The sequence below is a fragment of the Nonomuraea sp. KM88 genome (assembly GCF_052245635.1).
GTDB lineage: Bacteria > Actinomycetota > Actinomycetes > Streptosporangiales > Streptosporangiaceae > Nonomuraea.
Window position 1 is genome coordinate 399997 of sequence record NZ_JBQQCC010000001.1, and the last position, 20926, is coordinate 420922.

At 71.2% G+C, this 20926-nt stretch carries 18 protein-coding genes; 5 read left to right on the top strand and 13 right to left on the bottom strand.

Going from position 1 to position 20926, the window contains the following annotated elements:
- The first annotated feature begins 73 nt into the window (after positions 1-73).
- Positions 74-2425: a GH1 family beta-glucosidase gene (locus ACTWPV_RS01905; protein WP_443150324.1), complete on the top strand. Its 2352-nt coding sequence runs from the start codon at positions 74-76 to the stop codon at positions 2423-2425.
- Between the two features lie 119 nt (positions 2426-2544).
- On the opposite strand, the gene ACTWPV_RS01910 is transcribed toward ACTWPV_RS01905, so the two are convergent.
- The 3 genes from ACTWPV_RS01910 to ACTWPV_RS01920 form a co-directional block, all read right to left on the bottom strand.
- Positions 2545-3945, bottom strand: coding sequence for a glycoside hydrolase family 16 protein (locus ACTWPV_RS01910; RefSeq protein WP_443150325.1), 1401 nt, complete (start codon positions 3943-3945; stop codon positions 2545-2547).
- Positions 3946-4183: 238 nt separating this feature from the next.
- Positions 4184-4906 carry a DUF5941 domain-containing protein gene (locus ACTWPV_RS01915; protein WP_347641751.1) on the bottom strand — a complete coding sequence of 241 codons (723 nt, stop codon included), beginning with the start codon at positions 4904-4906 and terminating at the stop codon, positions 4184-4186.
- Positions 4903-6471 carry a CDP-alcohol phosphatidyltransferase family protein gene (locus ACTWPV_RS01920; RefSeq protein WP_347641752.1) on the bottom strand — a complete coding sequence of 523 codons (1569 nt, stop codon included), beginning with the start codon at positions 6469-6471 and terminating at the stop codon, positions 4903-4905. Before ACTWPV_RS01920 ends, ACTWPV_RS01915 begins: the two co-directional genes overlap by 4 nt.
- Before the next feature lie 150 nt (positions 6472-6621).
- Between ACTWPV_RS01920 and recO the strand changes: the two genes are divergently transcribed.
- Together recO and ACTWPV_RS01930 are read left to right on the top strand one after the other, a co-directional pair.
- Positions 6622-7356, top strand: a complete 735-nt coding sequence (gene recO / locus ACTWPV_RS01925) for a DNA repair protein RecO (protein ID WP_347769542.1) — start codon at positions 6622-6624, stop codon at positions 7354-7356.
- A complete protein-coding gene (locus tag ACTWPV_RS01930) occupies positions 7353-8126 on the top strand; it encodes an isoprenyl transferase (protein ID WP_443150326.1) in 774 nt (257 codons plus the stop codon). Before recO ends, ACTWPV_RS01930 begins: the two co-directional genes overlap by 4 nt.
- A 4-nt stretch (positions 8127-8130) precedes the next feature.
- On the opposite strand, the gene ACTWPV_RS01935 is transcribed toward ACTWPV_RS01930, so the two are convergent.
- Positions 8131-8679: a CGNR zinc finger domain-containing protein gene (locus ACTWPV_RS01935; protein WP_347641754.1), complete on the bottom strand. Its 549-nt coding sequence runs from the start codon at positions 8677-8679 to the stop codon at positions 8131-8133.
- Between the two features lie 71 nt (positions 8680-8750).
- On the opposite strand from ACTWPV_RS01935, the gene ACTWPV_RS01940 reads away from it, so the two are divergent.
- On the top strand, positions 8751-9668 hold the full coding sequence (locus ACTWPV_RS01940; protein ID WP_443150327.1) for a DMT family transporter: 918 nt from the start codon (positions 8751-8753) through the stop codon (positions 9666-9668).
- Here the strand turns inward: ACTWPV_RS01940 and ACTWPV_RS01945 are convergent.
- From ACTWPV_RS01945 to ACTWPV_RS01985, 9 genes are all read right to left on the bottom strand, one after another.
- Positions 9608-9997 (bottom strand): Fur family transcriptional regulator, encoded by a 390-nt coding sequence (locus ACTWPV_RS01945; protein ID WP_443150328.1) that lies wholly within the window; start codon positions 9995-9997, stop codon positions 9608-9610. The genes ACTWPV_RS01940 and ACTWPV_RS01945 overlap by 61 nt on opposite strands.
- Positions 9994-10869, bottom strand: a complete 876-nt coding sequence (locus tag ACTWPV_RS01950) for a metal ABC transporter permease (RefSeq protein WP_443150329.1) — start codon at positions 10867-10869, stop codon at positions 9994-9996. Before ACTWPV_RS01950 ends, ACTWPV_RS01945 begins: the two co-directional genes overlap by 4 nt.
- The gene (locus ACTWPV_RS01955; protein WP_443150330.1) at positions 10866-11648 is read right to left on the bottom strand and encodes a metal ABC transporter ATP-binding protein; all 783 of its coding nucleotides are present in this window, start codon (positions 11646-11648) and stop codon (positions 10866-10868) included. Before ACTWPV_RS01955 ends, ACTWPV_RS01950 begins: the two co-directional genes overlap by 4 nt.
- On the bottom strand, positions 11645-12535 hold the full coding sequence (locus tag ACTWPV_RS01960) for a metal ABC transporter substrate-binding protein (protein ID WP_443150331.1): 891 nt from the start codon (positions 12533-12535) through the stop codon (positions 11645-11647). Before ACTWPV_RS01960 ends, ACTWPV_RS01955 begins: the two co-directional genes overlap by 4 nt.
- 445 nt (positions 12536-12980) lie before the next feature.
- Positions 12981-13814, bottom strand: a complete 834-nt coding sequence (gene fdhD / locus ACTWPV_RS01965) for a formate dehydrogenase accessory sulfurtransferase FdhD (protein WP_443150332.1) — start codon at positions 13812-13814, stop codon at positions 12981-12983.
- Positions 13807-14649, bottom strand: coding sequence for a 2Fe-2S iron-sulfur cluster-binding protein (locus ACTWPV_RS01970; RefSeq protein WP_347641760.1), 843 nt, complete (start codon positions 14647-14649; stop codon positions 13807-13809). Before ACTWPV_RS01970 ends, fdhD begins: the two co-directional genes overlap by 8 nt.
- Complete coding sequence (locus ACTWPV_RS01975) at positions 14646-16451, bottom strand: NAD(P)H-dependent oxidoreductase subunit E (protein WP_443150333.1); 1806 nt, start codon at positions 16449-16451, stop codon at positions 14646-14648. Before ACTWPV_RS01975 ends, ACTWPV_RS01970 begins: the two co-directional genes overlap by 4 nt.
- 4 nt (positions 16452-16455) lie before the next feature.
- A complete protein-coding gene (locus ACTWPV_RS01980; RefSeq protein WP_347641762.1) occupies positions 16456-18357 on the bottom strand; it encodes a molybdopterin oxidoreductase family protein in 1902 nt (633 codons plus the stop codon).
- A gap of 37 nt (positions 18358-18394) precedes the next feature.
- Positions 18395-19372 carry a 2-dehydropantoate 2-reductase gene (locus ACTWPV_RS01985; RefSeq protein WP_347641763.1) on the bottom strand — a complete coding sequence of 326 codons (978 nt, stop codon included), beginning with the start codon at positions 19370-19372 and terminating at the stop codon, positions 18395-18397.
- Between the two features lie 261 nt (positions 19373-19633).
- Between ACTWPV_RS01985 and ACTWPV_RS01990 the strand changes: the two genes are divergently transcribed.
- The gene (locus tag ACTWPV_RS01990) at positions 19634-20881 is read left to right on the top strand and encodes a molybdopterin-binding protein (protein ID WP_443150334.1); all 1248 of its coding nucleotides are present in this window, start codon (positions 19634-19636) and stop codon (positions 20879-20881) included.
- The last annotated feature ends 45 nt before the right edge of the window (positions 20882-20926 follow it).

The window sequence follows — 20926 nt, forward strand, 5'->3', positions numbered from 1 at the left end:
GGCCAGGCTGGCGCGCGACGTGCGGCGCGCGGGACACTGGGCGCCCGAACCGTGTCCGGAGGGTTTCACCACGATGAGCGCAGCGAGTTTCCCCGAGGGTTTCGTCTGGGGAGTGTCGACCTCCGCCTTCCAGATCGAGGGGGCCACGACCGCCGGCGGCCGCGGCCCGTCCATCTGGGACGGCTTCTCCGCCGACCGTGCCGAGGCGTGCGACCATTACCACCGCCATACCGAGGACGTGCGGTTGATGAAAGACCTCGGAATAGCCGCCTACCGTTTCTCGGTGAGCTGGGCGAGGGTGATTCCCGACGGCTGCGGAAAGGTGAACACGGCCGGGCTCGACTTCTACGATCGGCTGCTCGACGAGTTGCTCGCCGCGGGCATCACGCCCTATGCGACCCTATATCACTGGGACCTGCCGCAGGTGCTGGAGGACCAGGGCGGCTGGCCGGTCCGCGACACCGCCCGCCATTTCGCGGATTACGCCGCGGCCGTTCACGAGCGGCTCGGTGACCGGGTCGACACGTGGTTCACGGTGAACGAACCGTGGGTGGCGGCCTTTCTCGGATATGGCTCCGGCATTCACGCGCCCGGCAGGACGTCGGCGGCCGACGCCTTCCGCAGCGCCCACCACCTGCTGCTCGCCCACGGGCTGGCCGTCCAGGCGCTGCGCGCCGCCGGAGCCGCCAAGGTGGGCGCCGTCGTCAACATCTCACCCGTGCTGACGCCCGCCCAGGTGAGCGACGCAGGCAGGGAGCTGAGCGAGGAGGACGCCGAGGCCGTGGCCAGGATCGACGCCCTGGCGAACCGGCAGTTCCTCGACCCGATGCTGCGCGGCGCCTACCCTGCCGACCTGATCCCGCTCATCGAGCGCCACGCGGGGCTCGGCCACGTCCGCGACGGCGACCTCGACGTCATCGCCCGGCCCATCGATCTGATCGGCGTCAATTACTACGCGCCGCTGGTGGTGCAGGCGCAGCCCAGCGAACCCGCCGATCCGGCTTTCCCGGGAAGCGAGGGCGTGCTCTTCTGCACGGTGCCCACGGCGGTCACCGCCATGGGCTGGCCCATCGTGCCCGGTTGCCTCTCCCAGCTGCTCGGCCGCCTTTCGCGGGAATATCCGGAAACCGATCTGATGATCACCGAGAACGGCGCCGACTTCGTCGACGTGGTGACCGGCGACGGCATTCACGACGTCGACAGGATCAGCTTCATCGAGGAGCACCTGCGCGCCCTGAGATCCGCGATCGAGAACGGCGCCAGGGTCCGCGGATACTTCGTCTGGACGCTGCTCGACAACCTCGAATGGGCCGACGGTTACCAGCGCAAGTTCGGCCTCGTGCACGTGGACTTCGCCACCCAGAAACGCCGTCCGAAGGACAGCGCCCGGTGGTATCAGGACGTCATCGCGCGCAACGGCCTGACCGAGACCCGCCCCCGGCGGCCCACCCTGGAGACCGTGGCCGCCCGTGCCCGCGTCTCCAGAGCCACGGTCTCGCGCGTCGTCAACGGAGAGAGCTCGGTGAGCTCCGAGGTGCGCGCGACGGTGATGCGGGTCGTCAGAGAGCTCGGCTACGTGCCCAACGCCGCCGCCCGCAGCCTGGTCACCAGGCGCACCAACACGGTCGCCCTCGTCCTGTCGGTGCCCAGGCAGGGCGGCGATCCGCTGACCGCGGCCGTCGTCCAGTACGTCACCAGCATGCTGGAGGGCGCGGGCAAGCAGATCACGCTCATGCTGGCCGACACCGCCGAGAGCCACCGCCGCATCGCCTCCCACGTGGAGGCGCGGCTGGCGGACGGCGTCGTGCTCCTGCCGCCCGACCGGGCCGACACCCTGGCCGAGCGGCTCTCGCGGACCGGCGTGCCGATCGTGCTGCTCGGGAAACCCGCGGTCACGTCGCTGGTGCCGTACGTGGACGTCGACAACGCCGGGGGAGCGGCGGCCGCCACCGAGCACCTCATCGCGCGCGGGCGCCGCCACATCGGCATGATCTGCGGCCCCATGGACCTGACCTCCGTCCAGGACCGCCTCGCCGGTCACCGGGCAGCCCTCCACCGCGCCGGCATGAGTCCGATCCTGGCCCCGGCCGACGACCTCACCCGCGCGTCCGGCGCGGCGGCCGCGCGCCGGCTCATCGGCGACAACCCGTCACTGGACGCGATCTTCGCGGCCGGCGACCAGCTCGCCATCGGGGCGTTGCGGGCGGCGCGGGAGACCGGGCGGCGGGTGCCGGACGACCTGGCGATCGCGGGCTTCGACGACGTCGACGCCGCCTCGGCCACCACCCCGCCGCTCACCACCGTGCGCGTCCCCGTCGCCGACCAGGCCCTCGCGCTCGCCCGGCTCCTGCTGTCGCGCCTGGAGGGCCGCCACGTCACGTCCGTCGTGCTCCCGGCCCGGCTCGTGGTCAGGGACTCCACCTGACGCCTGCCCTCTTCGGGCGCGTGCCGCGCCCATATCGCCGTACGTCGAAGCGGTGGGCCTGCCGGCCGGGGGCGGGCCCGTACGCGCAAGGTTCACGCGCGTACGGGCCAGCTGGGCGGTCAGGAGGTGGAGAAGGTGAACCAGTTGACGTTGACGAAGTCGGCCGGCTGGCCGCTGCTGAAGGTGAGGTAGACCGTGTGCGTCCCGGTCACCCCGGAGATGTTGGCCGGGATGGTGCGCCAGCTCTGCCATCCGCCGGTGTTCCCCACGGCGAAGTCACCGATGGGCGTGGCCGTGGGGCTGTCGAGCCGCACCTGCACCAGCCCGCTGACCCCGGCGCCCGCCCCGGACGCCACCCTGGCCTTGAACTGGCGGGCGGCCTGCGAGCCGAACCGCACCCCGTCGAAGCGGAGCCAGTCGCCGTTGGAGATGCCGCCGACGTTCTGGCCGCCGCCCGAGTCGGTGGTCGTCTCGACCATGGTGCCCGACTGGGCGTTGTAGCGCTCGGCCTGGATGGTGGAGCGGGCGTCGACGTCGCCGGGCGGGTCGGTCGGGTCGGGGTCGCCGCCGCCCGTGCCGCTCTGCCAGACCGCGACGTAGTCCACCATCATCGGCCTGCCGGGCACGGTGTCACCCGTGGGGGTCCCGAAGCCGGCCACGCCGTTGGGGAACGCACCGCCCATCGCCACGTTGAGCAGCAGGAAGTAGCCGGCGTGACCGGTCATGTTGTTCCAGGTCGTGGCGTCGAACCTGGACTGGCTGAGGCTGTGGAACAGCTGGCCGTCCACGTACCAGCGCAGCTGGTTGGGGCTGACGCTGCGGTCCCACTCGAAGCGGTAGGTGTGGTAGCCCGACTGGCACGACGAGCCGGGGCAGGCGCGGCTGGCGCCGAGGCCGTTGTTCTCTTCGCACGGCCCGCCGGGGGCGACGCCGCAGTGGAGCACGGCCCAGACGGAGTTGAGGCCGTTGACGTTCTCCATGATGTCGAACTCGCCGATCCCCGGCCAGTTCCAGTAGTTCCCCCGGTACGGCGACCCGAGCGCCCAGAACGCCGGCCAGTAGCCGAGGGCGGCGTTGCCGGTCACGTTCGGCATCTGGATGCGGCCCTCGATGCGCAGGATGCGCCCGTCGGCGGGCTTGAAGTCGGATCGCCTGGTCTCGATGCGGGCCGAGGTCCACTCGCCGGAGCCGCTGCGGAGCGGGGTGATGCGCAGGTTGCCCGAGCCGTCGAGGCTGAGGTTGGAGGTGCTGGAGGTGTAGTTCTGGATCTCGCCGGTGCCCCAGTTGGCCGGGCCGCCGGGGTACGCGTGCCCCGTGTCGATGATCCAGTTGTTCGATGAGGGCAGGGTGTTGGCGGGGCCGTCGAAGTCGTCCGACCAGACCAGTGACCAGCCGGACGGCGTGGACGGCACGGAGGCCGAGGCGCCGGCGGTCATCTGGACGAGCAGCCCGGTGAGTGCGGTGAGCACCACGGCCACGGCCGCCAGGCGGCGCCGGTGCCTGTTTGCTGTTGTCATCATCGCTCCATGGGGGGGTTGGATGCGAGAGAGCGCTCTCTCAACGATGTGAACACAGCACCTAAGAACTGTCAACGATCAGGGCACGGGCACCCCACCCTCGGGTAAGCGCCGATCGGAGAGCTTCTAGAGAGCGCTCTCGTTGCGACTCGTGCCGTACGCCGTGCAGCAGGTCCACGGCGGTCGCGCCGGTGAGATCCGCGACACCGCGCGCACGGCGGTGCCGCGGATCTCGCCCGGGTCAGCCCTTGGCGGTCTCGCCGTTGGCCTGTGCCTGCTCCATCGCCTCTTCCGGGGAGGCCTCAAGGTCCTGCTCGGCGTCGGCGGACTGGGCGGTGGACTTGTCGAGGCGGACCCAGCTCGTCACGCTCTCCACCGCGAACAGGACGAACAGGTAGGCCGTCAGCACCGCCAGCACCGGGGTCAGCGCTCCGAGCGCGGCTCCGGCGCCGATGATGATCAGGCGCAGCTCCCATCCGAGTCCCGCGTGGAACACCCAGGCGGGCGGCCAGATGCTCTGACGGGTGCGGTAGACGGTGTCGTAGGTGTGGTAGCCCACGACGTACACCAGCACGAACAGCAGCCACCTCGGCGCGTCGGCCGCGAGACCGATGGCGATCATGGTGAGGAACTCGGTGCCCCGCAGCAGCGGCGGGGTCAGCCAGTCGAAGCGGCCCAGGTGGTCGCGCGGCGCGGTGGGCAGCACCAGCAGCAGCATGATCGCCACGGGCAGGAGCAGGATCGGGCCCGCCTCCAGCACGCCGGCGACGACGAGGCCGACGATCGCCAGCAGGGCGACGAGCGTGGCGGGCACGGGCGGCAGGCCCCTGCCGATCTTGCCGGCCAGCGCGTGGGCGAGCGGGCCGTCGTCGCGGTAGGCGAGCAGACGGGCGGTCTGGATGCGGCGGCGTTCCTCGTCGGGGTCCGGCGTGGGGGTGGCCATGGCCTGCGGTTGGGTGATCATACGAGCGACCTCATGAGGCGTCCGGTGAGGGTGTAGATGGCGGCGACGGAGCCCCAGATCACCAAGGTGAGGAAGGTGATCCGGGCGTCGAAGAGGGCGGCGGTGATCGCGATGGCCGCGAACCGCTCGCCGATGGGGAAGACGATCATCTTACGCGCCCAGTGGACGGCGCGGTTCTTGCCCGCCTTGCTCCACAGCTTGAGCACGCCCCGCACGCCCTGGTTGCGCTCGACCTTCCGACGCGTCAGCGCCTCGCGCAGATCGCGGTCGTCGGGCGCGTCGAGCGCCAGGGTGGGCAGCTTGGCCGGTGGCTTGCGGCGGTTGGAGATGCCGAAGGAGAAGTCGAGCAGGTGGCGCACCGACTGCAGGCCGAGGGCGGCCAGCGCCAGGATCCAGATGTCCTCGCTGTTGCCGGAGACCACCCAGCCGATGGCCAGCCCGGCGAAGACCACGTATTCCTTGAACCGGTCGAACGTGGCGTCCAGCCATGCACCGAGCACGCCGAACTTGCGGGCGTAGCGGGCCACCTGCCCGTCGACGCAGTCGAAGACGAACGCGAAGTAGATCAGGATCCCGCCCGCCACCATCCACGGGCGATCGCCCGTGGCGAAGCACGCGGCCGCGGCCACGCCGAGCGCGATCGAGATCAGCGTGACCTGGTTGGGCGTCAGCCCGCGCCTGGCCGCCCAGCGGGCGATGAAGCGGGAGTAGGTGGAGACGAAGTAGGTGGTGAAGAAGCCGTCGGCGCCCTTGACCGCGTTGTTGAGCCTGGAGCGGTCTTCGTCCATGCCGGTCATCTCGGCGCCCGCCTCGTTGACCTCCTCCTGGGTGGTGACCCGGCGGTAGAACAGATCGCGGCGGCCGCGGATGCCGACCGACACGCCGTTGCGCACCAGGCCGAACACGATGAGCTGCACCAGGTCGTCGTCATCGCCGAAGCGGTGGGCGATCTCGGCCAGCTCGCGGCAGGTCTCGGCCAGCACGGGCGCGTTGCGCGCGCTCACGTGCAGCGGGCCGAGCAGCGCCGCGTTGGGCCTGGTGACAGCGTGGTGGGCGGTGCCCACCGAGACGATGCGGTTGGACTTGCCGATGCGGGCGCGCACGGGCAGGCCTTCGAGGCGTTCGTAGCCGATCTCCGGCTCCGCCTCCGCGATGGGGACGCGCCCCTCCGTAGCGGGCTCGTCGTCGCTGTCTTCCTGGCCGTTGTCCTCCTGACCGGTGTCCTCCTGCGCCTCCTCGGTGATCCCGTAGCGCGGCTCCTTCGCGACGAGCGCCAGCGCCCCGCGCTTGGACTTGGTGATCTGGTAGATCAGCTCGTCGTGGACGACGGAGTTGGTCGGGATGATGAAGAGGTTTTCCGTTGCTGATGCGGCGACATCGGCCAGGGCTCGCAGGGCGGCGGCCACATCGCCTGACTCGATGGTGGCGGGCCGCGGATCCATGGAGGTGACCTGGCTGCGTAGTCGTTCGGCCACGGTGGGGTTGCCGGTAAGCGCGGCCAGCCTCAGGCCGGTCGGAGAGGTTTCGGGGCCGGGCGAGGCGCCCAGCAGGACCACGCGGGTCATGTCTCCCTTTCGAGGCGATTGCGGGGGGTTGAACAACGGGTGATGCGGGGACAGGCGTCAAAGTCTAGTGAGGGTTACGCAAAGTCGCGTCAACAGAGCATGCCCGTAACGTTCGCCCGTCGGTACCGAGAGTGGCCGTAAGATGTCCGAGTGAGTCTCTACCGTGACGAAGGCGTGGTCCTGCGTACACAGAAACTCGGTGAGGCCGACCGCATCGTCACCATTCTGGCCAAGCGCACCGGCAAAATCCGCGCGGTGGCCAAGGGCGTGCGCCGCACGACGTCGCGTTTCGGGGCGAGACTCGAGCCGTTCACCCATGTCGACCTGCAGCTGCACACCGGGCGCACCCTCGACGTCGTCACCCAGGCGGAGACGCTGAGGCCCTACGGGGAGGCGCTGGCCGCCGACTACCCGCGCTACACCGCGGGCACCGCGATGCTGGAGACCGCCGACCGGCTGACGCACGGGGAGAAGGAGCCGGCGCTGCGGCAGTTCCTGCTCCTGGTGGGCGGGCTGCGCACGCTCGCCGACCGGGATCACGAGGCCAGACTGGTGCTGGACGCCTATTTCCTGCGTTCCCTGGCCGTGGCCGGCTACGCCCCCGTGCTCGACGCGTGCGCCCGGTGCCGGGCCCCGGCGATCAGGGCGTTCGCCATCGTCGCCGGCGGCGTGGTGTGCGGGGCGTGCAAGCCGTCCGGGTCCGTTGTGCCCGCCGGAGAGACGATCGGGCTCATGGCCGCGCTGCTGCGCGGTGACTGGGCCCTGGCCGACGCCTCCGAGTCGCGCCATCGCAGCGAGTGCAGCGGCCTTGTCGCCGCCTATCTGCAGTGGCACCTCGAACACGGCATACGCTCTCTCCGACACGTCGAAAGGGAGCCCGCGTGAACGTCCGACCACCGTCCCCCCATCCGTCAGGCGCGACACCGCCGCCGATCCCGCGGGAGCTGGTGCCCCGGCACGTCGCGATCGTCATGGACGGCAACGGCCGCTGGGCCAAGGCGCGGGGGTTGCCGCGCACCGAGGGGCACAAAGCAGGCGAATCCTCGCTGTTCGATGTCATCGAGGGAGCTCTCGAGCTGGGCATCCCCTATCTGAGCGCGTACGCGTTCTCGACGGAGAACTGGAAGCGCTCGCCCGACGAGGTGCGTTTCCTCATGGGCTTCAACCGCGACGTCATCCGGCGCCGTCGCGACGAGCTCAACGCCATGGGCGTGCGCGTGCGCTGGGCCGGCCGGCCCGGGCGGCTGTGGAAGAGCGTCATCTCCGAGCTGCAGACGGCTGAGGAGATGACCGTCGCCAACCGTACGCTGACACTGCAGTTCTGCGTCAACTACGGGGGTCAGGCCGAGATCGTCGATGCGGCGGTCCGGTTGGCCGAGGACATCGCGGCCGGGCGGGTGAAGCCGTCCAAGGTCAACGAGAAGGTGTTCGCCCGCTATCTCGACGAGCCGGAGATCCCCGAGGTCGACCTGTTCGTACGGTCGTCGGGCGAGCAGCGGTTCTCCAACTTCCTGCTGTGGCAGTCGGCCTACGCCGAGATGGTGTTCCTCGACCGGCTCTGGCCCGACTTCGACCGCAGGGACCTGTGGGAGGCGTGCGAGATCTACGCCAAGCGCGACCGCCGCTACGGCGGGGCGCTGCCCAACCAGGTCTAGCGGCTCAGGCGCGGCGGCGGGCGCGATAGGCGGCGACGTGCATACGGTTGCCGCACGTGCGGCTGTCGCAGTAGACGCGTGAGCGGTTGCGGGACTCGTCGACGAACACCCGGTCGCAGTCGGGTGCCGCGCACGTGCGCAGGCGTTCGGCCTCGCCCTCGACCAGCAGGTGGGCCAGCGCCACCCCGCAGTCGGCCGCCACGTGCTCGGCCAGCGCCGCGTCGGCGGCGAAATAGTGCACGTGCAGCGGGTGCCCGTCGTGCTCCGTGAGCCTGGGCGTGATGCGCGTCTCCGACAGCAGCGCGTTCAACGTGCGGACCGCGGTCGGCTGGTCGGTGGCGGTGAAGACGCGGTGGAACGCCTCCCGCACCATCCGCACCTGGCCGAGGTCGCGGGCCGTGAGCCGGCTCACGCCGCTGATCTGGCGGGACTCCACGAACGCCTGCAGTTCGGCCAGGCCGGCCAGGCCCTCCTCGCCGCCGGTGGAGGGCGAGGTGTTGACCAGCTCGACAACGGTGGCCAGCGAATGCACCATGTCATGGCCAAACGGCATGTTGACTCCTGTACGCGCCGGGATCTAGCGTTGTCGCAGCGTATCTCTTGCTCGGGGTCCCGGGGGTTTCCGTGAGTGCACATCGGCGTATCGTCATGGTCGCGATCGCCGGAGCGCTCATCATCTCCACCTCCGGTCCCATGGTCCGCATGGCGGACGTGTCACCCGCGACCTCCGCGTTCTTCCGCTGCGCGTACGCCGTGCCGCCGATGCTCGTGCTGGCCTGGCTGGAGCGGCGCAGGCTGGGGCCGATGCCGCGCAAGGCGCTCCTGCTGGCCTATTCCGCGGGGGCTGTGTTCGCGCTCGACCTGCTGTTCTGGCACCACGCGATCGAGTACGTGGGCGCGGGGCTGGCGACCGTGCTGGGCAACCTGCAGGTGTTCATCGTGGCGTTCGCCGCCTGGGCGGTGTTCGGGGAGCGGCCGTCCCCCCGGCTGATGGTCGGGACGCCGGTGGTGTTCGGCGGCGTGGTGCTGATCTCCGGGGTGTTCGACAGCGCGGCCTACGGCAGTGACCCCATGATGGGGGTGCTCGCGGGGGTGGCCACGTCGCTGTCGTACGCGGTGTTCCTGCTGCTGATGAAGGCCGGGCCGGATCGTGGCGCGGGCCCGCTGGCGCACGCGACCGTGGTGACCGCCGCGACGATCGCGCTGCTCAGCCCGCTGTTCGGGGGCGCGGACTTCACGCCGGACTGGCCCGCGCACGGATGGCTGCTGCTGCTCGCGCTCGGGCCGCAGGTGCTCGGGTGGTCACTGATCACGTTTTCGCTGCCGCGTCAGCCCGCCGCGCTCACGGCGCTGCTGCTGCTGATCCAGCCCATGACGACCGTGGGGATCTCCGCGCTGGCGCTGGGGGAGCGCCCGTCGGTCATGCAGCTCACGGGCTGCGCGGTGATCGTGCTCGGGGTCCTCTACGGCTCTCGCCGCGCTCAGCCCGTCCTGACCGAGGCGGAGCAGGACGAGCAGGTGCCGAAGACCTCGACCGTGTGAGTGATGTCGGTGAAGCCGTGCTCCGAGCCGACCATCTCGGCCCAGCGCTCGACCGCGGGGCCGTCGACCTCCACGGTGCGGCCGCAGCGGCGGCACACCAGGTGGTGGTGATGGGTGTCGCTCGCGCAGGCGCGGTAGACCGACTCGCCGTCGTCGGTGCGCAGCACGTCGACCTGACCGCCGTCGGCCAGCGCCTGCAGCGCGCGGTAGACCGTGGTCAGGCCGATCTTGGCGCCGTGGAGGCGCATCTCGGCATAGACGTCCTGCGCGCTGCGGAACCCCTCGCTCCTGCGGAGGGTGTCGTGGACGGCATCGCGTCTCGTCGTCATGCGACCTCCTCGACGCGCAACTTTGGTCGCTCGCTCAATGGTGACTCCTGGGTCCGGCCTCGCCGTACGAATCTACCGACACCGAGGGCCAGGACGAAGCCGGCGAGCGCAAGAAGCACGATCGCGGCTCCTGGAGGGACCTTGGCCGAGTAGGTGGAGGCGAGCAGGCCGCCCACGGAGGCGAGCACCCCGAACAGCATGGCCAGCAGCATCGTCGTGCGGAATCCCCGCGTCAGCTGCTGGCTGGTCGCCACCGGGATCACCATCAGCGCGCTGACCAGCAGCAGGCCGACCACGCGCATGGCGATGACGACGGTGAGCGCCGCCGTGACGGCGATCAGCAGGCTGAGGAAGCGCACGGGCAGGCCGCTGGCCCTGGCCATCTCCTCGTCCTGGCAGAGCACGAACAGCTCTCTGCCGAAGATCACCACGACCGCGATCACGGCGGCGGCCAGCGCGGCGATGATCCAGATGTCCTCGGGCGTGACGCTGGCGATGGCGCCGAACAGGTAGGAGTTGAGCTTGGTGGTGCTGCCGCCCGGCGCGATGCCCATGAGCATGACACCGCCCGCGATCCCGCCGTAGAACAGCAGCGCCAGCGCCACGTCGCCGCTGGTGCGGCCGCGTGCCCTGACCAGTTCGATGGCCACGGCGCCGAGCACGGACACGATCACCGCGGTCAGCACCGGAGCGGTGCCGGTCAGGAACCCCAGCGCCACGCCCGTCAGCGCCACGTGGCCGATGCCGTCGCCGAGCAGCGACAGCCGGCGCTGCACGATGAACGTGCCGACCGCGGGCGCGCAGAGCCCCACCAGCAGCGCCGCGACGAGCGCGAGCTGGAAGAGCTCCTCCTGAAGCAGCTCAATAATCATCGTGGGTCCCCCTGCCACCCCGTGAGCGGCCCCGCGCCCGGCTCGACGGCCGCGTGCGGGTGCTGGTGCTCGTGCCCCGGCCGCGCGCAGTCGCCCTCGGGCCGCGGCGGCCTGCCGTCGTGAGCGATCCGGCCCTCGCGGATCACGACGCCGCGCGTGATGATCGGCTCCAGCGGGCCGAGCTCGTGCGCGACCAGCACCACCGTCTTGCCCTCCAGCACCAGCGCGGAAAGCGTGTCGGCGAGCAGTTTCTGGGTCTCGGCGTCCACGCCCGCGGTCGGCTCGTCCATCACGTACGTGTCCGGCTCCCCGGCCAGCGCGCGGGCGATGAGCACCCGCTGTTGCTGGCCGCCGGACAACGACTGGACGGGGTCACCTTCGCGGTCGGCCAGCCTGACGGCCTCCAGCGCGCTCGCCACGGCGGCCCTGTCGGCCGCGCTCGTCCTGCGGAACCGGCTCTGCCTGGCGATCCGGCCCGAGGCCACGACCTCGCGTACGCTGGCGGGCACGCCGCCTCCGACGCGCAGCCGCTGCGGCACGTAGCCGATGCGCCACCAGTCGCGGAACCTGGCCGGTGGCGAACCGTACACCAGGGTCGTGCCGCCGGACAGCGGCGTGAGGCCGAGCAGCGCGCGGACCAGCGTGGACTTGCCCGAGCCGTTGGCGCCCAGAAGTGCGACGACCTCCCCGGGACGGACGGTCAGGTCGATCCCCCGCAGGACGGGCTTGCCCTCGAAGGAGACCCGGCCGCCGGTCATCGCGAAGGCCGTTTCGCTCATGCCGTACACCCCAGTGCTGTTTGTAGGGTTTTGAGGTTATCGCGCATGGCGGACAGGTAATCGCCCGAGGGCTTGCTCTCCAGCGGGTCGAGCACGGCCGTCTCCGCGCCGACCTGGCTCGCGAGCACCTCGGCCACCTTCGGGCTGACCAGGGTCTCGGTGAAGATCGTGCCCACGCCTTCGGCCTTGGCGAGCTTGGCCACCTCGGAGATGCGGGTGGGCGACGGCTCGGTCTCGGGGTCGAGCGTGATGCCGACCTGCTTGAGCTTGTAGCGGTCCGCGAGGTAGCCGAACGCCGAGTGCGCGGTGACCAGCGTCCTGGTCTCGCACGTGCGCAGGCCCTCGGCGAGCTCCTGGTCGAGAGTGCCCAGCGCGGCGGCCGTCTTGGCGGCGCGGTCCTGGTACGCCTTGGCGTGCGGGGCGTCGGCGGCGGCCAGTCGCTCGCCCAGCGTCGTGGCGACGGTGGCCAGGCGGGACGGGTCGAGCCAGAGGTGCGGGTCGTAGGCGACCTCGTGGCCGTGCTCCTCGGCGTGCTCCTCCGCGCCCTCCTCGGCGTGCTCCTCGGCGTGCTCGCCGGAAGGGATCGTCTTGACGGCGGTGGCGGCGTCGAAGCTCGTGTCGGGCTCCACGGCGTCGTCCATGGCCGGTTGCACGCCCTTGACATAGACGGTGAGCGCGGCGTTCCTGATCGCCGTGACCTGCTGGATGCCCAGCTCGAGGTCGTGCGGCTCGACGCCGGGCGCGGTCAGGCTCGTCACCTGGACGTCGGATCCCCCGACCTGCTCGGCCAGCCACTGGAGCGGATAGATGGCGGCGACCACCTCGGGCTTGCCGCCCTCCGCCGCGGTGGTAGCCGAGCCGGCGCCGCACGCGGCGGTGGTGATCAACGCGGCTCCCGCCAGCAAACGCGCAGCACAAGACCGGGAAAATCCTGAAATCATGCATCCAGTATGCGGCAGAATGAAAATGATTGTCAAAATCTGCGGCCCAGCGCCCCGGAGGGAGCAGGTTCGCGAGGGAGTGCCGTCACCTGGAGGAGCGTCGGGAGCTGCGAGGGAGCCCGCCTCACGGAGCGAGGCCCTGAGCAGGGCGACCAGAGCGGGGGAAGGTGGCGGCGTCTGGCGACCGAGTCCGCCTCCACGGAGTGGAGGCCATGAACAGGGCCATGAACACAGGATGCCGGACGGCGGCTGGGGGCCCAGGCACGCCGCTCGGCATCCCGCGGTCGCCCCGGTGGTCGTGCGCCGGCAGAGCCGTTGCCGGCGCCCTGAGCGACGTTCGCGGCCCCGTTCCGCGAGGCGCGCGTTCGCCCGGCGCCTCGCGGAACGGGGTTCAGTCGGGGAGCAGGGCCTCCTCGGCCAGCCGGTGCTCGCCCGCGTAGACGTTCATCGAGTCGCCGCGGAGGAAACCGATGAGCGTCAGCCCCTCCTCCGCGGCCAGCTCGACCGCGAGCGAGGAGGGCGCGGACACCGCGGCGAGCGCGGGGACGCCCCCCATGACCGCCTTCTGCACCAGCTCGAACGACGCCCTGCCCGACACCATCAGCACGGTGCCGCGCAGCGGCAGCCGCCCGTTCCTGAGCGCCCAGCCGAGCAGCTTGTCGACGGCGTTGTGGCGGCCCACGTCCTCGCGCACGCACAGCGCCTCGCCGCCGGCCGTGAACAGGCCGGCCGCGTGCAGCCCTCCGGTCCTGTCGAAGACCCGCTGGGCCGCCCGCAGCCGCAGCGGCAGGGATGTGATCACCGGCTGCGTCAGCTCGACGGGGTCGTCGCCGGCGCTCCAGCGGGCCACGGTGCGCACCGCCTCCAGCGACGCCTTGCCGCAGACGCCGCAGGAGGAGGTGGTGTAGAAGTTGCGCGGCTCCGGCGCCGGGACGCCTGGTGCGAGCCGCACGTCGAGCACGTTGTACGTGTTCCCGCCTTCCACCGTCGCGCCCGCGCAGTAGCGGATCGTGGCGATGTCGTCCGGCGAGCCCACGGCCCCCTCGCTGACGAGGAAGCCGGCGGCCAGGTCGAAGTCGTCGCCGGGCGTGCGCATGGTGACCGTCAGCGGCGTGCCGTTGAGCCGGATCTCCAGCGGCTCCTCGGCGGCCAGCGAGTCGATCTTGCGCGTGCGGGCGGTGTCCTTCACCCGCAGGATGCGGCGTTTGACGGAGACCCTAGACATAGCCGTACCCGAAACGGCCCTTGACGCAGAGGTTGCCCTTGGTGACCGGGTTGTCGTGCGGCGAGGTCACCTTGACGATCTTGTTGTCCTGCACGTGCAGGGTCAGGTTGCACCCGACCCCGCAGTAGCTGCAGATCGTCGTCGTCTCCGTCTGCTTCGTCTCGTCCCAGGTGCCCTCGGCCCGCATGTCGAACTCGGTCTTGAACGACAGCGCGCCCGTGGGGCACACCTCGACGCAGTTGCCGCAGTAGACGCAGGCTGAGTCGGTGAGCGGGGCGTCGAACTCCGTGGAGATCGTCGTGTCGAAGCCCCGGCCCGCGACGCCGATGGCGAAGGTGTTCTGCCACTGGTCGCCGCAGGCGTCCACGCACTTGTAGCACATGATGCACTTGCTGTAGTCGCGTACGTAGAGCTCGTTGTCGACCTTGGCGGGCTGCTCGACGGTGGCGGCGTCGTCGCCGAACCTGGCCGGGTCGGCGGCATATTCCTCCGTCCACTCGGCCGCCCTCGGGGTGGTCGACATGTCCACCGAGGAGCCGAGCAGCTCCAGCACGACCTTGCGGCTCTGCCGGGCGCGCTCGGTGTCGGTGCCGACCTTCATGCCCTTCTCGGCCTTCCTGGAGCAGGCGGGCGCCAGCGTCCGTGCGCCCTCCACCTCCACGACGCAGACCCGGCAGGCGTTCTTCGGGGTGAGCGTGTCGCCGTAGCAGAGCGTCGGGATGTCCTTGCCCGCCGCGGCGCACGCGTCGAGGATCGTCGAGCCCTCTGGCACCCGTACGGGCTCGCCGTCGATCTCGACGTCGATGAGCCGGCGGGGCGGCTGGAGCGGGATCATCTGAAAACTCCCAGGCGGTCGATTGCTGATTCGACGGCGTTCCAGGCGGTCTGTCCGAGGCCGCAGATGGAGGCGTCACGCATGGTCTGGCCGACCTCGCGCAGCAGCACGAGATCGTCGTCGTCCACCCGGCTCGACAGCCGGTGCAGAGCCTCCTCCTGGCGTACCGTACCCACCCGGCAGGGCACGCACTGGCCGCACGACTCGTCGCGGAAGAACTCCGCGATGCGCAGCAGCAGGCTCTTGAGGTCGACGCCGTCGTCGATGACGAGCACCACGCCGGAGCCGAGCGTCGCGCCGGCGGCCCTGGTGCCCTCGAAGGTGAGCGGGATGTCCAGGTCGGTGACGAACGCGCCGGCCGCGCCGCCGAGCAGCACCGCCCTGGTCGTCCCGGTGGTGCCGGACAGGTCGAGCAGCTCGCGCAGCGTGGCGCCGAACGTCAGCTCGTACACGCCGGGGCGTTCCACCGCGCCCGAGACGCAGAACAGCTTCGGCTCGGCCGCCGCGTACGCCTGCGCCCCGTTCTCCAGGATCGGTAGCACGTTGACCAGCGTCTCGACGTTGTTGACCACGGTCGGCTTGCCGAACAGCCCCTTCTCCACCGGGAACGGCGGTTTGCTGCGCGGCTCGCCCCGCTGCCCCTCGATCGAGTTGAAGATCGCGGTCTCCTCGCCGCAGATGTAGGCGCCCGCGCCCCTCCGCAGCTCGATGTCGAAGGACAGGCCCTTGCCGAGGATGTCGTCGCCGAGCAGGCCCCGCGCGCGGGCGGTCGCGATCGCGTGCTGGAGCCGCGCGACCGCCCGGGGATATTCGCCCCTGATGTAGAGGTATCCCTTGGCGCAGCCGGTGGCGTAGGCGGCGATCGTCATGGCCTCGACCAGCGCGTACGGGTCGCCCTCCATGATGACCCGGTCCTTGAACGTGCCCGGCTCGCTCTCGTCGGCGTTGCAGACCAGGTAGTGGGGGTGGTCCGGCTGGCGGGCCGTGGCGTCCCACTTGCGTCCCGTCGGGAACGCCGCGCCACCCCTGCCGACCAGGCCCGACTCCAGCACCTCGCGGATCACTCCCGCGGGGCCGAGGTCGAACGCCCGCCTGAGCGCGGTGTAGCCGCCGGCCGCCCGGTAGTCGTCCAGGCTGGCCGGGTCGACGGCGCCGATTCTCCTGAGCAGGAGCAACCCGTCCTGCCCGGCCTGCGGCACCGCCGCCCGTTCTGGGGTCTCACCGGTGACCTTGACGCTCGGCGTGCTCCCGTTGGAGCTCGGCGACGCCTCGGCCATGGTGGTGATCGTGTCGGGGGTGGCGGGGGCGTACACCTGCGCCACGGGCGGCGTGCCCGCCTCAAGGGCGAGCGCGGCCGGGGCCCGCTCGCACATCCCCAGACAGGGGCTCTCCTGCCACGACGTGCCCGCCGGGCCGAAGTGGTCCTCGACGCGCCGGCGTACGGACTCCGCGCCCTTCGCCTGGCAGGCCAGGTCGGTGCAGACGTGCAACATCCGCGTCGACCTGGGCTTCACGGAGAACAGCGCGTAGAACGTCGCCACGCCGTACGCCTCGGCCGGCGGGATCGTCAGGCGGCGGCAGATGTACTCCAGCGCCCCCTCACTGATCCACCCGACCCGGTCGTTGACCGCGTGCAGCGCCGGCAGCAACTGGTCGCGGGCGGCCTCGGCGCGGGCGGCGAAGCGCAGGTCGGCCGCGGTCCGCGAGCCGCCGTCCCAGGCGGAGGCGGGCGGCCCGAGCAGGGCGTCGACCGCCGCGCGCTCCTCCTCGGACGGCTCCGCACCACGAAATCTCAGATCCATCTGATCACCCAGCCTTGACGAGCTTCTCGACGCGTACGGCGGCGGCCTTGAACTCGGCCGTGCCCGAGATCGGGTCGGTGGCCTCGATGGTCAAGGAGTTGGTGTCCACCTCGTCGGGGAAGTGGAACGTCATGAACACGAGCCCCGGCCGCAGGGCGGGGTCGATGTACACCGGGGCGGTCACCGAGCCGCGCCGCGAGGTGATCCGCACCTCCTCGCCCTCGGTCAGCCCGAGCCGCTCGGCGTCCTCGGGGCAGAGCTCGATGGTCTCCCCGCGGCGCAGCGGCGAGGCGAAACCGGACGACTGCACGCCCGTGTTGTAGGAGTCGAGCCGGCGGCCCGTGGTCAGCCGCAGCGGATACTCGTCGTCCAGCAGGTCCACCGGCGGCGAGTGCCGCAACACCGCGAACGGCGCCGGCGTGCCCCGCTTCGACGGGTCGTTCTCCCAGAGCCTGCCGTGCAGGTACGGGGGCTCCAGCTCGTCCTCCGACGGGCAGGGCCACTGGATGCCCTGCAGGTCGGCCAGCCGCTGGTAGGTCATGCCCGTGTGCTGCGGGGACAGGGCGCGCAGCTCGTTCCAGACCTCCTCCGCGCCGTCGTAATGCCAGTCGTGGCCCAGCCTGCGGGCGATCTCGCACATGATCCAGATGTCGTCGCGGGCCTCGCCCGGCGGCTCCAGGGCCTTGCGCACCCGCTGGACGCGGCGCTCGCTGTTGGTGAACGTGCCGTCCGCCTCGCACCAGGCGGCGCTGGCCGGCAGCACGACGTCGGCCATCTGGGCGGTCTTGGTGAGGAAGATGTCCTGCACGACGAGGTGGTCGAGCATGGACAGGCGCTTGACGCAGGCCAGCGAGTCGGCCTCCGACTGCACGGGATTCTCACCGATCAGATAGCAGGTGGTGACCTCGCCCTCGGCCATCGCCTCGAGCATCTCGGTGAGGTTGTGCCCGTACGAAGGCTGGATCGGCCGGCCCCACGCGCTCTCGAACCTGGCCCTGATGTCCGGGTCGAGGATGTCCTGGAAGCCGGGCAGGCGGTTGGGGATGGCGCCCATGTCGCCGCCGCCCTGCACGTTGTTCTGCCCGCGCAGCGGCGACAGGCCCGACCCGTAGCGGCCGACGTGGCCGGTCAGCAGGGACAGGTTGATCAGTGCCCGTACGTTGTCGGTGGCGTTGTGGTGCTCGGTGATGCCGAGCGTCCAGCACAGCTGGGCGCGGTCGGCGCGGGCGTAGGCGTGGGCCAGCTCGCGGATGGCGGCCGCGGGCACGCCGGTGACCTGCTCGGCCGCGCTGAGCGTCCACGGCTCGACCGACTCCTTGAACTCCTCGAAGCCGATCGTGGCCCGCTCGATGAACGCCTCGTTGTGCAGGCCGGAGTGGATGATCTCGCGGGCCACCGCGTGGGCGAGCGGGATGTCCGTGCCGACGTTGAGCCCCAGCCACAGGTCGGCCCACTGGGCTGTGCCGGTGCGGCGGGGGTCGACCGCGAACATCCGCGCGCCCTTGCGGATGCCCTTGAGGACGTGCTGGAAGAAGATGGGGTGGGCGTTCCTGGCCGCCGAACCCCACATGACGATCACGTCGGTGTCCTCGACCTCCTGGTAGGAGGAGGTGCCGCCGCCACTGCCGAACACCGCCGACAAACCGGCCACGCTCGGCGCGTGGCACGTGCGGTTGCAGGAGTCCACGTTGTTGGTGCCTATTACCACGCGGGTGAATTTCTGCCCGACGTAGTTCATCTCGTTGGTGGAACGGGCGCACGACAGCATGGCGAAGCAGTTGGGGCCGTGCTTGGCGACGTTGCGGCGGAATCCCTCCGCCGCGCGCTCCAGCGCTTCCTCCCAGCTCGCCCTGCGCAGCACGCCGTTCTCGCGCACCAGTGGATGGGTCAGGCGGTCATAGCTCATGATCCCTCCATTCTGTATACAATCACGGTATTCCCAGCTAGACCGCGCGGACAAGGTTCGCGTTCAGCAGATCGCTCACAGCGTGGATCGCGCGCAGGGTCGGCACCTCCGCTCCGGTGAGGTCGGCCAGCTCGACCACCGCCGCCAGCAGCACGTCGAGCTCCAGCGGTTTACCCTTCTCCAGATCCTGGAGCGTGGACGTCTTGTGCTCGCCGGCCTTCTCGGCCCCCCGCAGCCGGCGCTCGATCGAGATGCCGGGATCGCAGCCCACCCGCTGCGCCACCTCGACCGTCTCCCGCATCATCGCCACGACCAGTTCCCTGGTGCCGTCGTGGCGGCAGATCCCGGCCATCGTCGCCCTGGCGAGCGCGCTGATCGGGTTGAAGGCGATGTTGCCCATGAGTTTGATCCAGACATCCCGGCGGAGATCACGCTCCACCGGGCACTTCAGCCCGCCCTCCACCGCTGCCTGGCTGAAGGCGGCGCACCGCTCGGTCAGCTCGCCGTTCGGCTCGCCGATGGAGAACCTGGTGCCCTCGAGGTGGCGGATCACGCCCGGAGCCTCGATCTCGGTGGCGGCGTAGACCACGCAGCCGATCGCCCGGTGCAGCGGCAGCGCGGCCGTCACCGCGCCGCCCGGGTCGACGCTCTCGATGCGGTAGCCCTCGTACGGGCCCTTGAGTCCGTGGAAATACCACCACGGGATGCCGTTCTGCGCGGCGATGACGCTCGTGGCCTCGTGCAGAAGCGGCCGGATCATGGGGCCTGCGGAGGCGTAACTGTTCGCCTTGAGGCCCAGGAAGATGTGGTCCACCGGGCCGACCTCGGTGGGGTCGTCGGTGGCATGGGGATGGGCGACGAAATCGCCCCTGGGGGTGAGCACCCGCACACCGGCGGCGCGTATCGCCTGCAGGTGCTCGCCTCTGGCGATGAGGTGCACCTCGACTCCCGCTCTGTGGAGGGCGGCCCCCACGTATGCGCCGATGGCGCCGGCGCCAAGAACAGCGACCTTCATCATCCGCTCCGTTCTCGCGTCGGACTGTCTGTACGGCCCCCGTACAGCGGTGGGCCGCCGTCGCGACCCCACCGGAGGCGCGGATTTCCTCCGCTGCCTGCAGTAGCTCGCTGGACGCGGGGAACTGTAGGCGCGAATTCTCCGCCGCCTGCGGTGGATCGCTGGACGAGACCCACCGTGCATTCGGTATACAGTATGGAAAAAGTCGGGTCAAGGAGCGTACCTGTGACCGTTGTTCGGCATGAACCAGTGGTGGAAGCGATGTCATGGGCCGCCGCGCGGGCCCTCGCGGCACGGTCGGTGGGGCGGTTGGAGCCGGCGCGGGTCCCGCTCCAGGAGGCGCTGGGCCGCCGCCTGGCCGCCCCCGTGACGGCCCTGGTGCCGGTGCCGGGGGTGGACGTCGCGGCGATGGACGGCTACGCCGTGGCGGGCCCCGGGCCGTGGCTGGTCGTGGGCGGCGTCCTGGCCGGGGGAGCGCCGTACGGGGGAGTGCTGCGGGCGGGTGAGGCGGTGGAGATCGCCACCGGCGCACCCGCCCCGGCGGGGGCGGAGGCGGTGCTGCCCTACGAGCACGCGATCGCGGCACCGCCTCCCGGACGCCCGGACGCCCGCGCGGTCCCGGGGCCGCAGCGACGTCCGGGGGCGGATCCCCTGTGGGTGGGCGGCACGGTCGAGGCCGGGCGGCACATCCGGCGGCGGGGCGAGGATGTCGCCGAGGGCGCGGTCGTGCTCGGGGCGGGCTCCACGGTCACTCCCGCCGTGCTCGGGCTGGCCGCCTCGCTCGGCCACGACACCCTGCGGGTGCGCCCCCGGATCCGGGTGACGGTCCTGGTCACCGGCGACGAGGTGGTGCACGAAGGACTCCCCGCGCCGGGCCGGGTCCGCGACGCCATCGGGCCGTTCCTGCCCGGCCTCGTGGAGTGGGCGGGCGGCCGCGTCGTCGGCACGACCCGCCTGCCCGACGGTCCCGGCGCCCTCCGCGAAGCCCTCGCCGGGCCGCCCTTCACGACGGGGAAGGGCGGCGACGTGGCCGTCGTGTGCGGGGCGTCGTCGAAAGGGCCGGCCGACCACCTCCGGGGGGTGCTGGCCGAGCTCGGGGCGGAGCTTGTCGTCGACGGCGTGGCCGTGCGCCCGGGGCACCCGCAGATGCTGGCCCGGCTGCCGGGCGGCGGGCTCGTCGTGGGGCTGCCGGGCAACCCGTTCGCGGCCCTCGCCGCGGCGCTCACCCTGCTGGCCCCGATCGTGCGCGAGGCGGCGGGCGCATCAGCCGGCGCATCGGCCGGCACATCAATCGGCAGGGAGACGAGCGCGCTCGTCGGCCCGGTCAGGGTGCACCCGAGGGACACGCGGCTGGTGCCGGTCAGGAGGTCCGGCCGCGGGGCCGTTCCTGTGGGACATGACCGGCCCGGTTCGTTGTGGGGCGCCGCGCTCGCGGATGCCCTGGCCGTGGTGCCTGCGGGGTGGTCCGGTGAGCAGGTCGAGCTGATCGAGTTGCCCCCGGGGGGCTAGACAGGCCGTTCAGGAGGGAGTAACCATTGCGTTCATACGGTATGC